This is a genomic window from Bacillus sp. 5RYD7K (genome assembly GCF_059831465.1).
In genome coordinates this window covers 3,378,395-3,394,118 of record NZ_CP191200.1, presented here as the reverse complement: position 1 = coordinate 3,394,118, position 15,724 = coordinate 3,378,395, and the positions used below count along the sequence as shown (strand labels likewise).

General features: G+C 44.1%; 2 protein-coding genes. Both read left to right on the top strand.

Annotated elements, in window-relative coordinates; translation table 11 throughout:
* Nucleotides 1-6 precede the first annotated feature (6 nt).
* Nucleotides 7-8,715: a type I polyketide synthase gene (locus ACQE26_RS16495; RefSeq protein ID WP_500470083.1), complete on the top strand. Its 8,709-nt coding sequence runs from the start codon at nucleotides 7-9 to the stop codon at nucleotides 8,713-8,715.
* The gene (locus tag ACQE26_RS16490) at nucleotides 8,708-15,712 is read left to right on the top strand and encodes an SDR family NAD(P)-dependent oxidoreductase (protein ID WP_500470082.1); all 7,005 of its coding nucleotides are present in this window, start codon (nucleotides 8,708-8,710) and stop codon (nucleotides 15,710-15,712) included. Before ACQE26_RS16495 ends, ACQE26_RS16490 begins: the two co-directional genes overlap by 8 nt.
* The last annotated feature ends 12 nt before the right edge of the window (nucleotides 15,713-15,724 follow it).

Genomic DNA, 15,724 nt, shown 5'->3' with positions numbered 1-15,724 from the left:
ATTTTTATGAAAGAAGCCCGTCATTTTAGAAAAAAAGTACTTTCTGACATAGAAAGCGGCATCATTTCTTTGGAAGAAGGAGTAAAGCGGATACAGCAGCTTGGTTCTCATTCCGCAGGGGGTAACGGACAGGCGATATATTATCAGATGGTCTGGCAGCGGACAGATCTCAGCATTCATGTAAAAGGCGGCCGACGTGAGGGCAGCCTTTTATTATTTGATAAAAGTGAAGATGTGAGTAAAGAACTTGCTGCATTGCATGATACAAGGGTTATTTTGGTTAAGCCGGGGAAAGAGTTTCGAAAAATCGGGGACGGTGTATTTGAAATCGATCCCCGTTCTGAAAGAGATTACATAAACCTGTTAGGATGGCTTATAGAAGAAGAGAAGTCAGATATACGGGAAGCGGTGCATTTGTGGTCAGACATGCCGTTTGAAAAGACAGAGAGAGCGATTCGTGAACAATGCGACAGCGGAGTCTATTCTTTGTTTTTACTACAACAGGCGCTCTTCAAAAATAACTGCCGCAAACCGATCAAGCTATTATATGGATATTTTTCGCATCTTTCTGGAGAACAGCCTCTTTACGCGGCGGCAAGCGGATTTTTGCGGACATTGCAGCTGGAAAATCCGTTAATCTCAGCAAAAAGCATTGAAATGGAGCAGTCAATAGCAGCCGTTCACGCAGCTGATATCATACGCAATGAGCTGAGTGATTTCCAGCCTTCAGATGTAGAGATCCGTTATAAAGACATGCAGCGTTATGTCAAACAGCTCAAAACGTATGAACCCGAAAAAAATTCCGGAAGCGGAGATGTGCCGCTGAGAGAAAATGGAGTATATATTATCGCAGGAGGCGCGGGCGGATTAGGATTTACTTTTGCGGAATATTTGGCTTTTCAAACAAAATGCTGCCTTGTTTTAACGGGGAGGTCTCCGCTCTCAGACCATATAAGAAGACAGCTGAGACGATTGGAGGATGCCGGTTCTTCAGCTGTTTATGTTCAGGCTGATATTACCAATAAGGAAGAAGCCGAATATGTAGTCAAAAAAGCCAAAACTTCTTATGGAAAAGTAAACGGGGTCATTCAGGGCGCGGGAATCATCCGTGACTCTTTCCTTCTTAACAAGTCACGAGAGGAATTCGATCAGGTAATCAGACCGAAAGTATTGGGTACGATGTGGCTGAATGATGCTGTTGAGAAAGAAAATCCTGACTTTTTCATTTGCTTCTCCTCTACTTCCGCAGTGTTGGGAAATGTCGGGCAATCTGATTACGCGTTCGGAAACAGTTATATGGATCATTTCATGAATATGCGTTCTGCCCAGGATTCTGATACGATTTCTCTCTCTCTGAACTGGCCGCTGTGGAAAGAAGTCGGCATGCAAGTGGATGAGCGAACGGTAGAGACAATGAAAAAGGCGGGTTTTTATCCTTTAGAAAAAGAAGAAGGTAAAGAAGCGTTTGCAGTCGCATTGTCCTCCGGTTTTTCGCAATTTACTGTGTTTTACGGAGATGAGCAAATTGACAATCATGTTCATCAATTATATGAACGAAAAGACAGCATTCAGGCAGATGAAGGAACAGGGAGAAATATCGAATCATTTGATTCAGAGAAACTGACAGCTGAAACATCTGATTTCATCATAAAAATGATTGCTGCAGAATTCAGGATGCCTGCGGACAAAATAGATGCAGAAGAGGCACTGGAAAAATACGGACTTGATTCCGTTATGATTATCAATATTACGAATGAGCTTGAAAAACATTTCGGCGCGCTCTCAAAAACGCTGTTATTCGAATATCAGACTGCGGCAGAATTGTCACAGTATTTCGTTGAGGAGCACAGGGATACTCTTCTTCATAAACTCCGGTTAGGAGAAAACGGGAGCAGCACCCCATCTCAGAAGAAAAAAGATAATAAACAGACAGCCGATGTTAACGGGAAACAGAAAATCCAGATGAAAAATCAGGTGCAGCAGGAGAAGTATCATGATAATGATATCGCGATTATCGGTATCAGCGGACGTTACCCGATGGCAAATGATCTTGATACTCTGTGGGAAAACTTATTGAACGGTAAAGACTGTATAACTGAGATACCTAAGGATCGGTGGGATTCGGGGCTGCACTATCAGCCCGCAGCAGGCGATGAAGTAAAAAACCAAAGCAAATGGGGGGGATTTATTGACGATGTGTATCATTTTGATCCGTTGTTCTTTAATATTTCTCCTGCCGAAGCTGAATTAATTGATCCGCAGGAGAGACTGTTTTTAGAGACGGTTTGGCACACCATAGAAGATGCGGGGTACGCAAAGAAAACGCTTGAAAGAAAAAACGTCGGTGTTTTTGCAGGGGTTATGTACGGCCAATATCAGCTGTACAGTGTCGGTCACGAAGCGGCCGTTTCTTCCTCGTATGCATCAATCGCCAACCGGGTATCCTACTTCTTTAATTTCAGCGGGCCAAGTATTGCTTTGGACACGATGTGTTCCTCATCATTAACGGCTGTTCATTTTGCCTGTGAAAGTTTAATCAGGAATGAATGTGAAATTGCAATTGCAGGAGGCGTCAATTTATCCATTCATCCTCATAAATATGAACTTCTGACCCAAGGCGGATTTTTATCCAGTGATGGCCGGTGCAGAAGCTTCGGTTCCGGAGGGGACGGCTATGTGCCGGGAGAAGGGACAGGTGCCGTGCTGCTGAAACCTGTAAAAAAGGCTATTGCGGACGGTGATCAGATTTATTCAGTTATAAAGGCAACAGCCATCAACCACGGTGCTAAGACGAATGGATATACCGTACCGAATCCCAAAGCTCAAAGTGAGGTCATTACGAGAGCCTTAAAAAAAGGGTTAATTGATCCAAAAAGCATCAGCTATATAGAAGCTCACGGAACAGGCACCGCGTTAGGAGATCCGATTGAAATCACCGGTCTGACCAGAGCATTTTCAGGTGCCGAACGCGATAAGAAAACATGCGCGATCGGGTCGATTAAATCAAATATCGGACATCTTGAGGCTGCTGCAGGCATAGCGGGCATTACGAAAGTTATTCTTCAAATGAAACATAAAACGATTGTTCCGTCACTGACTCATTCTGCTGAATTGAATGAAAATATACCGTTTCAAAAAACACCTTTTTATGTACCGGACAGTGCCGAAAAATGGGAGTCATCCGTTCCCAGGCGTGCCGGAATCAGTTCTTTCGGGGCAGGAGGAGCTAATGCCCATGTTATTTTAGAAGAATTTGCGGATCAAGCTATCTCTCCTCTCGCGGCTGAAGAACCTGAACAGCTTTTATTTGTTTTTTCTGCAAAAAATGCCGACAGGCTGGAAGAATATGCGAAACGCGCAAAAGAACATATAGCAGCCAGAGATTATCCATTAGAAACACTTAGAAATACAGCATTTACTTTACAAACCGGGAGAGAAGAAATGCCGCACAGATTGGCTGTTATCGCCTCCACAAGAGAGGAATTGCTTAAAAGACTGACAGGCTATACTCTCGGAAACGCGATGGATCATATTTTTACAAGCGGCAAAGACACAACAGAAGCTCAAAGGATGAACAAAGCTGAAATTGAAGAAGCAGCCGCAAACAGAGATCTTTTGAAGATTGCTGAATACTGGGTTGCCGGTAACGGAGTAGATTGGCCGTCACTTTATAAAGATGCCACTCTGAGACGGGTATCAGCACCCGGATATCCATTTGCCAAAGAGCTGTGCAGAATAGATGCGCAAAATATTGGAAGCCGCCGGATGAACGTTAATAACGATCTGCATCCTTACATTTCATGCAATATATCTGATTTTAAAGCACAGAAGTTTCTTATCAATGTAAGCGATACTGGTTTATATATAAAAACAAAGTATCAAGACAAGGAAATGTTTCCGTTTCTCAGCCAGATTGAAATGGCGAGAGCTGCCGGAGCGATGGCTTCAGGGAATCCGATTATTAAATTAACAGAGCTCTCCTTTAGAGAACCGATGTTACAAAGCGGAAGCAATGAGCAGATCCGGATTGTATTAACCCCGGATAATCAGGGTGCATCGTATTCTATAGAAAAACAGAGCGACTCATCCATTTATTCCTCAGGGCGGCTCGAATTAGAAGGCGGGGCGTACGAGAACGGAAATATTCATCTTGAGCCGTTTCTGTCTCAGCGCGCAGAACGCATACCGTACGAAGCGTTTTATCAGCGGCTTGCCGAATTCGGATACAGCTGCAGTGACAGTCTGAAAGCGGCAGAGCAATGTGTCAGCAGGAACGGACAGGTACTTTTAAAGATAAAAGCAAAGGCCGGGCCGAAAGGGTGCATAATCAAACCGGAAGTTATTGAGAGCGTATATCAAGCCGTCATATACCTTGCGGGGGAAAATGCCGGAGAGCTCCCGGAAAATATTAAAGAATGTACGATTTTTGATCATGAGACTGAACCCGTTTATGTATATGCAGAACAAACTGGAGAAACCGATTCGGCTTATGATGTGTATGTATTAGACAATGCCGGCGGGATTTTGATGGAACTGAGCGGGCTGGTTTTTGGCGAAAAGCCTAATAAAAATGCACGTTTTTATGAGCATAAGTGGGATCAAAAAAACCCTCTGATTGAAATCAAAGATAGGGAGCCAAAAACAATTCTGGTCTTTGCAAAAGATGAAGCACTGGCTGGAGCTCTGAAAAATCAATCAGACAGCCGTGTCATTCTCGTCACGCCGGATCAGCGGCAGACCGATCAAAATCTGCTGACATTCTGTGTAAACCCGGAAGTGACGTCAGATTACATTCGTTTATTCGAAGAATTAGAGAAAAAGGGGTTTGCTCCTGATGTCATCTTACACACGGGAGAAACATTTTACGCGGGTGACCACCTTCTCAGCGGCCTGGAATCAATTTTTTATTTATTAAAAGCTCTGAGCGCCCGCAGTGATGCCTCTCTTTATCTTCATTCTCTGCTTCTTGTTCACTCTTTTAAAGAAGGCGTGAATGATCCGTATATGGGCGCTCTTGCAGGCTGTTTAAAAACGGCAAATATGTTGGTGCCATCCGCAGAGAATGTGAAGTCAATCGGTTTTTCAGAACGTATATCAATTGAAAAAATGGCTGAATTTTGTCTTAACGAAATGGTTTCAGGCATGGAACGGCAGGCGGAAGAAGTTAAATATATAAATGACAAGAGGTATGTTAAGACATTAAAGGAGTATGTATTCAATCATACAGAGCACTCTCATCAGCTGAAACAGAAAGGGGTTTACCTCATAACGGGCGGTTTAGGCGGTCTGGGCCTGATTTTCGCAAAATATTTAGCCTCTCAGTATCAAGCAAAATTAGTATTGACGGGAAGGTCACCGTTAACAGCTGATAAACGCCATAACATTGACCGGCTGCAGGCACTTGGAGGAGATGCTGTATATTATCAAGCTGATGCCGCAGATCAAAAGACGATGGGACGGGTCATAGAAGAAACGAAACGGACTTGGGGCTCCATTCAAGGTGTTATTCATTCAGCTGGTCATGCCGATGATCGGTTATTTACAGAGATGAATCTGACTGATTTTTCAGAAGGCATGACTGCTAAAATTGAAGGAACGGTATGCTTAGATGAATTAACGAAAGATGAGCCGCTTGATTTCTTTATCGTATTTTCTTCTATTTCTTCGGTCTTCGGAGATTTTGGACAGGTTAATTATGCGTTGGGCAATTATTTTCAAGATCAATATATAAATTGGAGATCCGAACAGAGCCGCCGGCAAGAGAGACAAGGCAAGAGCATTTCGATTAACTGGCCGTTGTGGCGTAAAGGCGGAATGCATTTAAACAAAGAAGCGGAAGAAGCTTATCTTTCTGCATCCGGGTTTGATTATTTGGAAACGGAAGAAGGGATAGCGGCTTTTGAGACGATTTTGGCAAATGACTGTCCGCAAATTTCGGTTGTTACCGGGGATGCCGGAACAACACCAGCAAAAAAAGATCTGCCGCATCAAAAAGTAAATACGCTTCCGGTTCGTCAAGAGGAAATTTCTTATACAGCACCGGTGTCTGCAGACAATGTCCTGGAAGAACTGAAGCAAATGGTATCGGAATTATTGAAAATTAACATTGAACAGCTGGATACGGCAGAGAATTTCGGCAATCTCGGCTTTGATTCTATCAGTTTGAAAACATTAGCTGTCCGACTGAATAAAAAATACAAGCTTAAGCTGACACCTGCCGTTTTCTTTACTTACAGCCATATAAAATCTCTTTCAGAATTTCTAAACAGTGAACTGCGTACTGTTACAAAGGGGAATACAGATGCAGAAAAAAAAATTTCTGAAAAAAGGAAAGTAGTGCACGCTGGGAAAACCACCGGGAAAAACGTGAAGCCGCCGCGAAGTTTTCCGTTTGAAAAAAAGACAACAAGACAGGCTGACCATCATCCAGAGAAGCCGCCAGTTGCTATTATCGGGATGAGTTGTGTTTTTCCGGGAGCAAAAAATGCAGATGAGTTTTGGTTCAATTTAATCAATGAAAAAGATTTGATTCAGGAAATTCCCCCGGATCGCTGGGATTGGAAAAAATACGCCGAAGGCAAAGGAAGCAGCGAAGTACATTCGAAATGGGGCGGCTTTATCACAGATGCCGATAAATTCGATGAGGCATTTTTCAATATTAATCCGCGGGAAGCAGAACTCATGGATCCTCAGCACAGAATTTATTTACAGGAAACCTGGAAAGCGATAGAAGATGCGGGTTACAAAGCTTCAAAGCTGTCTGGCAAAAATATCGGGGTGTTTACGGGCATTCAATTTAATGATTACCGCCAGCTGCTGATGAGGCATTCGGACGGGGCGCATGCGTTTGCGGGAACCGGAAACAGTCAGGCGCTCATCAGCAACCGTGTATCCCACTATTTTAATTTCAGAGGTCCGAGTGAGTCCATTGATACAGCCTGCTCAAGCAGTCTTGTAGCAATCCACAGAGCTGTGCGCTCGATTCAAAATGGTGAAAGTGAGCTGGCGGTAGCAGGCGGGGTTTCGCTGCTCTTAGATCCAGTCACGCATATGTATACTGATAAACTCGGTATTTTGTCTAGGGACGGCCGGTGTAAGACGTTTGATAAACTTGCCGACGGTTATGTCCGCGGTGAAGGTGCAGCTGTTCTGTTATTGAAACCATTGCAAGCGGCAATGAATGACAGAGACAATATTTACGGAGTCCTGAGAGGAACCGGAGAAAATCACGGAGGAAGATCTGCTTCATTGACCGCGCCGAACCCGGAAGCTCAGGCAGAACTGTTAACGTCTGTTTACAAAAATGCCGATATTCCTGTTGATACGATATCTTATATTGAAGCACACGGAACCGGGACAGAACTGGGAGATCCGATTGAGATTGAAGGCTTGAAAAAAGCGTTTGGATCTTTTGAGCCGCATTCAGGAAAGAATCATGATCAATATTGCGGCATCGGTTCAGTAAAAACGAATATCGGTCATTTAGAGCCCGCCTCTGGAATGCCGGGGCTGATTAAAGTATTACTATCCATGAAGTATAAAACACTGCCTGCCACACTACATGTCAAGGAACTGAACCCTTATATTCAATTAAGCGGAACGCCGTTTCACATTGTCAATAAAACAATGAAGTGGGCCAGATTAATAGATCGAAAAGGAAATGAAATTCCGCGCCGTGCCGGAGTCAGTTCCTTTGGATTCGGCGGGGCAAATGCTCATGTCATCGTGGAAGAATTTGAATACGGACAAGATAAAGCAGTAACTGCCGAGCGGGAACAAATCATTGTTCTATCGGCCAAAACAAAGGAAAGGCTGATGGTTAAAGCCAAAGAGTTAACAACGTTTTTACATGAAGAACTATCAGTTCAATTCAGTCAGCAAGAGGTGCAGGAACGTGATTTGCAAGAGGCGGTTCGGGAAGCGGCAGCGGGTATCCTGCGTTTAGATACCGCAGATATAGATGCAAAGATACCTCTTTCTGAATTCGGATTTGATCCGTTGGCTTATTCCGAATTAATCTCTTATATAAACCAAATGTACGGCACAGAAATATCACTAGACATATTTCAGGAATTAATGACCCTGAGCGAGCTGTGCTGCTATATCAGCAGCGTCCGGAATCGATCAGCTGATAAACCGTATAACGGCAATTTTAGAGAAAAGTCCGGAATCCGTCTTGAAGAAATAGCATATACGCTGCAAACCGGAAGGGAACCATTTGAATGCCGCCTTGCGATCACTTGCTCGAATACTGGAGATCTTCTTGAAAAATTAAACGGTTACATCCAGGGGAGCAGGCTGCAAGGTGTTTATGAAGGAAATGTAACGGATTTTGATAGTCTGTACGCTCCTTTATTCGGCGGCCCCGAAGGTCATGCATATGTTCAATCACTGATTCAGCAAAACAAGCCGGCCAAACTGGCTCAGTTGTGGACGATCGGTTGTGAAATCAGCTGGGAAGACTTGTATGAGGAGGAACTCAAACCGGTTAAACTGTCTCTTCCTCTTTATCCTTTCAGCAAGAACAGACATTGGATTCATTTAAATAAAGATGAAGCGCAGAAGGCTGAGGCTTTCTCGGGTACTGAGCTTCACAACTCAAATAAAGATGCAGCAGATGGAACAATCATGTCACTTCTTGAAAAAGCACAAACAGGTGAGATGAATACGAAAGAGACGTCAGAGCTGATAGAGGAGTTGCTTTTCCATGAATGAAAAAACGATGCAAATTGAGCAAATCGTGAAAAAGGTGAAAGAATGCAGCCTGACGCCTGAAGAAGGGCTGGAATTAATTAAGAGCTTGGGGAAAACCCATCTATATGAAATGGTATGGGATAGACATGAATTTAAAGGCAGTGAAAAATTCCCGCATACGAAAGAGCCAATTTTATTTTTTTGCGAAGACGACAGCATGTATACCATAATGAAGAGGCAGCTTGAAGGCTATGAGGCACCTTTCATTTACGTGACTTCCGGCGAGCGTTTCGAAGATTGCCGGAACGGTCGTTTTACAATGAACTTTGCAAAAGATGAGGATTATGATGCGTTATGCGGGGTTCTGCGTTCTCAAAATATAAGACCCCGTCATATTATTCATTTTTTGGCTGCCGGGCTCTTCAAAAATACAGAAGATGCAATGAGAAAGCAGCTCAATAAAAGTCTGTATTCCTTGTTTCACATGTTTCAGGCCTTCATGGCGAACAAACTTTGTCCGAAAGCAGAAATTTTGTACCTGTATGAAAATACCGAGGGCGAGGTTCAGCCGATTTATAACGCGGTTGAAAGTTTTCTTAAGACCGTACAGACCGAAAATCCGAATTTCACATGTAAGGCTGCAGAGCTGAAATCAATGTTTGACGAGCCGTTTACAAAGCAGCATGTTGCAGATGTCATCTCTTTTGAATGGAACAATCAATGTAAGACGAACCACGTTACCTGTTATGAGCCGAGGCATTATTATAAAAGGCAGCTTCAAAGAGTAAAAAAAGAAGATGGGGAGAAACATAGTTTCAGTGTAAAAAAGAACGGTGTGTATTTAATTACGGGAGGAGCCGGCGGTCTCGGGTACCTGTTTGCGGAATATCTGGCGAAACAGGCAGAAGTCAAGCTGATATTAACCGGGCGTTCCCCGGCCTCCCGTGAAACGGCGCAAAAATTGAGCGCTCTTGAAAATCTTGGCGCTGAAGCCTTATATGTCCCGGCAGATATTTCAAAGGAAAAAGAGACGGCCGCGTTAATGAAGCACATTAAGCAGACATTCGGAGAATTAAACGGAATTTTGCACAGCGCCGGACTTGTTAAAGATGCATTTATCATAAAAAAAACAAAAGAAAGCATAGAAGAAGTTATAGCGCCTAAAGTATTCGGAACCGTTTGGCTGGATAAAGCAGCTGAAGAAGAGCCTCTTGATTTCTTCGTTATGTTTTCGTCCCTTTCGGCCGTTCTGCCTAATGCGGGTCAAAGCGACTACGCCTTCGCTAACGGATGTATGGACGGATTCACCCAGTATCGAAGCATTAAAGGACGTCCCGGGAAAACACTTTCTATTAATTGGCCGTTATGGGATGCGGGGAATATGACAGTCGGGCCGGGAGAGCTGCAGGCTTTAAGACATGCAGGGCTGGAACTTTTATCCGCTCAAGCCGGGCTTGCTGCTTTTCAGGACAGTATGAGCCGCTCTGCTTCTCAGCTGGCTGTTATCAGCGGAGACAAAGATAGAATAAATGAATTACTCTCAACGGATCATAAAGAAATAGAGACTGTGCCTGGAAACAACAGTAATCTGCTGCAATTAAATGAAAAAGATCTGAAAAAGCAAACGATCCGTCTTTTGACAGAGATCGTCGGTGCGGAAACGGGAAGACCGGCGGACAGTATTTTACCCGAGGATACGTTTGACCGTTACGGAATTGATTCTCTAACGATTTTAGGTCTTAACTCCCGTCTGGAAAAATATTTTGGAAGAGTGTCTAAGACTCTTTTCTTTGAATACAGCAGTGTTGAAGAGCTGTCAGAGTATTTTCTTGAACACTATCATCATGAGTTGAAGAAGGTGTTTTTACCGGCAGCCGAACAGCGAATTGATCATTCGGCGCCGGGGAAACGAGAGAAGCTTTCCGTTTCCCGCATACCATCCGCACCTTCCGAGGAAGATATTGCAATTATCGGTATAGCCGGCCGCTACCCGATGGCGAAGGATGTGGAACAGTTTTGGGAAAATATTTCTTCCGGAAAAGATTGTATAACGGAAATACCGAAAGAGCGCTGGGATTTTCGGAAATATTATCACACAGGTGACAATGCCCGTCATGACAGCAAATGGGGGGGGTTTATAAAAGACGCTGATAAATTCGATCCGCTGTTCTTCTCAATTTCGCCCCGTGATGCCGAGTTAATTGATCCTCAGGAACGGTTATTTTTAGAGACAGCGTGGCACACGTTTGAAGATGCGGGTTACACAAAGAAAAAGTTGAAACGGCATAAGACAGGTGTATTTGTCGGTGTCACCTACAGCCACTATCAGTTATTTGCAGCCGGTGCTTCAGATGATGAGGAACGTCAGGCGCTCCTGTCTTCTTATTCGTCTATCGCAAACCGGGTATCATATTTCTTTGACCTGCACGGACCCAGCCTTGCAATTGATACAATGTGTTCTTCTTCACTTTCTGCTGTTCATTTTGCATGTGAAAGTTTAAAAAGGGGAGAATCCACCCTCGCCATAGCCGGAGGAGTGAATTTATCCTTACACCCGGATAAATATACTTTGCTTTCACAAAATCATTTTGTTTCAAGCGATGGGCGCTGCAGAAGCTTTGGAGCGGGAGGAGACGGATATGTGCCGGGAGAAGGAGTCGGGGCCGTTCTTTTGAAATCGCTTTCTGCCGCAAAGGCTGACGGGGACAGGATTTACGGTGTAATTAAGGGAACATCTGTAAATCACGGCGGAAAAACAAACGGATACACTGTGCCAAATCCGGGCGAGCAGGCAAACGTCATCAGTGAAACTCTTGATAAGGCGGGGATTGATGCAGACAGCATAAGTTATATTGAAGCGCATGGCACCGGAACATCTTTGGGAGACCCGATTGAAATTTCAGGTTTAATCAAAGCTTTGCACAGCTCGAAAAGCGATTATCGTTGTGCAATTGGTTCGGTTAAGTCAAATATCGGACACCTAGAGGCTGCGGCGGGAATTGCTTCTATCACAAAAGTGCTGATGCAAATGAAATATAAACAGCTTGCTCCTTCCCTTCATTCCGGCAACTTAAATCCTAATATTGATTTTGAGGAAACACCGTTTTACGTGCAGTCTGAACTGACCGATTGGGAGACGCCGCAAAATCAAGCCAGAAGGTCAGGCATCAGTTCTTTCGGCGCTGGAGGATCTAATGCCCACATTATCATCGAAGAGTATAAGAATGAAGAAAAGATGGAAACGGTACAGAGCAACAAGACGCAAATTATTCTGCTTTCTGCTAAAAATGAAGAACGGCTCAGACTCTTGATTGATGCATATATAAAAGAACTGGAGCCAAAAACGTCACTAGCTGATGCTGCGTACACTTCGCAGACCGGGAGAAACGCTATGGAAGAGCGGCTCGCTGTTGAGGTTAGCAGCATTGACGATCTTCGCAATAAGCTGACGATGTATTTGCGGTCAGATCAGAAGGTAAACGGTTTATATAGGGGAAAGGCCCGCCGAGGCGCTGGTCAAAAGAATGCCCTGTCAGCCGCTCACTTTAAAAGTGCAAGAGAAATGGCCATTCACTGGGTGAACGGAGGAGACGTTGAATGGGAAGAGATGTACACTGCGGAATTACCGAAGCTTATCTCTCTTCCTGTATATCCTTTTGAACGGAACAGATATTGGGTGCCTGCCGCAAAAGCAGCACAGAAAGAGAAAAAAACAGGTGTACCGCAAAGTCTGCCCCATGCACCGATTGACTTATCATTTGATGTATTAAAAAAATCGTGGAAAAAACAAAAGGCTGCGCCTTCCGCTTTTATGAAAGGACAGGTGATGATCCTGGCTAATAGTGAAAGTGAGCGGCTTGCATTCAAATTGTTTGATTCAGATCCTCTGATTGAATCCGCTGTCATTTGCGCAGATAACTGGGATCCTTCGGATGGGGAAGCCAAAAAAACGGCTCTAGCAGTCATAGAAGAAAATCCGGAAATCATCGGCATATTTGACCTGTCAGATTTGCGGAGTGATCAAAACGGGGCACGCACCGGCACAATCGGGAAGCTGACACTGCTGCAGGAAATCATAAAGACACGTAAACAGCTTTTCGTTTTACATGTGACCAGAGGGCTGCAGACATTTCTGAATGACAAGCCGTCGTTAGCTGGAGCCGAAACAGCCGGACTATATAAAATGCTGAGTGCGGAGTATCAAAAGATAAAATCAAAAACAATAGATGTAGACGGGCATGTCGGGACTGCGGCGGAATTGAGACAGGTAATCACAGATGAAGCTTGCGCTGACGGGCTGTATAGTGAAATCTGCTACCGGAACGGTGAACGTTATATTCCATACGTCGAGAAATTACATGCAGCGGAAATAAACCGGAAACTATCCGGCCTGCCGGTATGCCGTACGGATCAAACCCTGGTTATTACAGGGGGAACAAGAGGGATCGGGGCAGAACTTGCCAGACATTATGCCGGAAAGGGAGTCAAAAAACTTGTGTTGATGGGAGTAACCGACCTTCCGGAATCTGATAAAATAGCCGGAATGTTAAAAGACACCGATGAAAAGTCACCTCTTTATTCGAAATTACAACTGCTGCATGAGTTGGATCAAAAGGGAGTTCAGGTGGAAGTGTATTCCGGGCCGCTCACGGAAAAAGAAAAATTACAACGCTTCTTTTCAGAGGTGAGACTGAAGTTCGGCAAAATCGGCGGGGTCATTCATTGCGCTGGTGCAGCCAATCATTCGAATCCGGCTTTTATTCATAAATCTGATCAAGAAATAAGAGAAGTATTTGAGCCAAAGGTGCAGGGGATGCAGGTACTCCATGACATTTTTATTGATGACAAACTTGATTTCTTCATTTTGTTTTCATCTGTTGCGAGCGCCTTTCCTTTATTAGGCGCCGGAACAAGTGACTATGCCGCAGCGAACGCTTTTATGGATTACTTTGCGGCGTATCAGCATGCAGCCGGCAGAACATATTATCAATCAATTAACTGGCCGAGCTGGAGGGACATTGGGATGGGCGAGGTGACAAGTCCATCATATCAGGCACTTGGTTTACTTTCACACTCAACAGAAACAGGTATTGCCATGCTGGATGAAATGATGACGATAAACGGATACCCCTGCCTTATACCGGCAAAGACACATCCGGAGAAATTCAAGCTGGAGCAGCTGCTTCAGACAAGAATTCAAGCTGCTAAAAATAACCCGGATGCTGAAGAAAAAGAGATCTCTGGTCAGGGAGACAATGAAGCTATGATCAGGAAGTTAATGGAGATTTTTTCCGCGGAGCTGAAAATACCTTACGAGAATTTAGATCAGGATACGTCTTTTGCGGATTACGGAGTTGATTCAATCTTACTGGTTCAGCTTGTCAAAAAAGCGGAAGATGCATTTCAAATAAAAATTGAACCATCAGCTTTTCTGGAGTATCCGAGTTTTTCACAACTGGGCGTCTATTTAAACGAATTATTTGCAAGTGAGGGGATCAGTCCTCAAATTGATTCAGAAAACATTGAGATTCGGAAAAAAGAGCAACATATAAATCAAAATGCTTCTGAAGTACGGGACAGCGGATCTCAAATACAACAAACCAGTCTGAACCAAATCGCTATTATCGGAATGGGCTGTGAGTTTCCGGATGCTCCGGACACAGAAACGTTCTGGAGAAATTTGAAGAAAGGACAAAATAGTGTCCGCGAAGTCCCGGCGTCGCGATGGGATATTTCTTCATACTACTCTGACACCTATGAAAAGGGAAAAAGTATCAGTAAGTGGGGCGGATTTCTTCAAGATATTGAGTCTTTCGATCCCGCGTTTTTTAATATGAACAAAAGTGAGGCATCAGAGCTTGATCCGTTAATCAAAAAATGCCTTGAGGTCAGCGTCCAGACATTGAGAGACGGCGGCTATACAAAAGAAGAAGTATCAAACAAAGAAGTCGGCGTCTTCATCGGTTCGCGGACCGGGACGTTTATGTCCAAAATAGGTTCCCCTTCAAAAAATACGATCGTGGGTATAGGACAAAATTTCATAGGTGCGCATATCTCACACTTTTTTAATCTGAAAGGACCGAATCTGGTTGTAGACACGGCTTGTTCTTCTTCATTGGTCAGCGTCCATCTCGCTTGTCAAAGCCTGATGTCAAAAGAGTCAGATATGGCGATTGCGGGCGGGGTTGACATTTTGCTGGATCAAAAGCCTTACGTCATGCTGAGTGAGGCTCGGGCGCTTTCACCTGAAGGAAAGTGTCATACATTTGATGAGAAGGCAGATGGATTTGTACCGGGAGAGGGATGCGGCGCAGTCCTTTTGAAAAGACTTGATGACGCCCTTGCCGAAGGTGACAGAATTTACGCGGTAATTGACTCATCCGCGGTTAATAATGACGGACAGACAATGGGAATGACAACACCTAATCCGAAAGCGCAAAGCGCAGTGATAAAAAAAGCCCTGAAAAAAGGCGGAATTGATGCAGATACTCTCAGTTATGTCGAGACGCATGGCACCGGTACGATGATAGGAGATCCGATTGAATTAAAAGCGCTGACAGAAGTGTTCCGGGAGGTTACGGAAGAAACGCAATTTTGCGGAGTGGGCAGCGTAAAAACGAATTTCGGACATTTAATGAGTGCAGCGGGGATAGCGAGTATTATAAAGGTTGCCTTATCCATAAAAAATCAGATGCTCCCGCCGACATTACATTGTAAAACGCCAAATCCGCGTTTTAAATTTGATCAGTCGCCATTCTTTCCGAACACGTCTTTAAAAGAATGGTGTCCCAGAAAAGGGGTTTTGCGAGCCGGAATCAGCTCTTTTGGATTCGGGGGCACGAACGCACATATGATATTAAGCGACAGCCATCTCACATTAGGATATGGAGAGACAAAAAGACACCCGCTTTCTCCGATTATATTCAATAAGGAACAATGCTGGATCGACAATGGAGAAACTCCAGAAAAGGAAGAGTCAGAATTGCTGATTCCTTTACTTGATTTCAAAGAATTATAAAGAAAAGAAAAG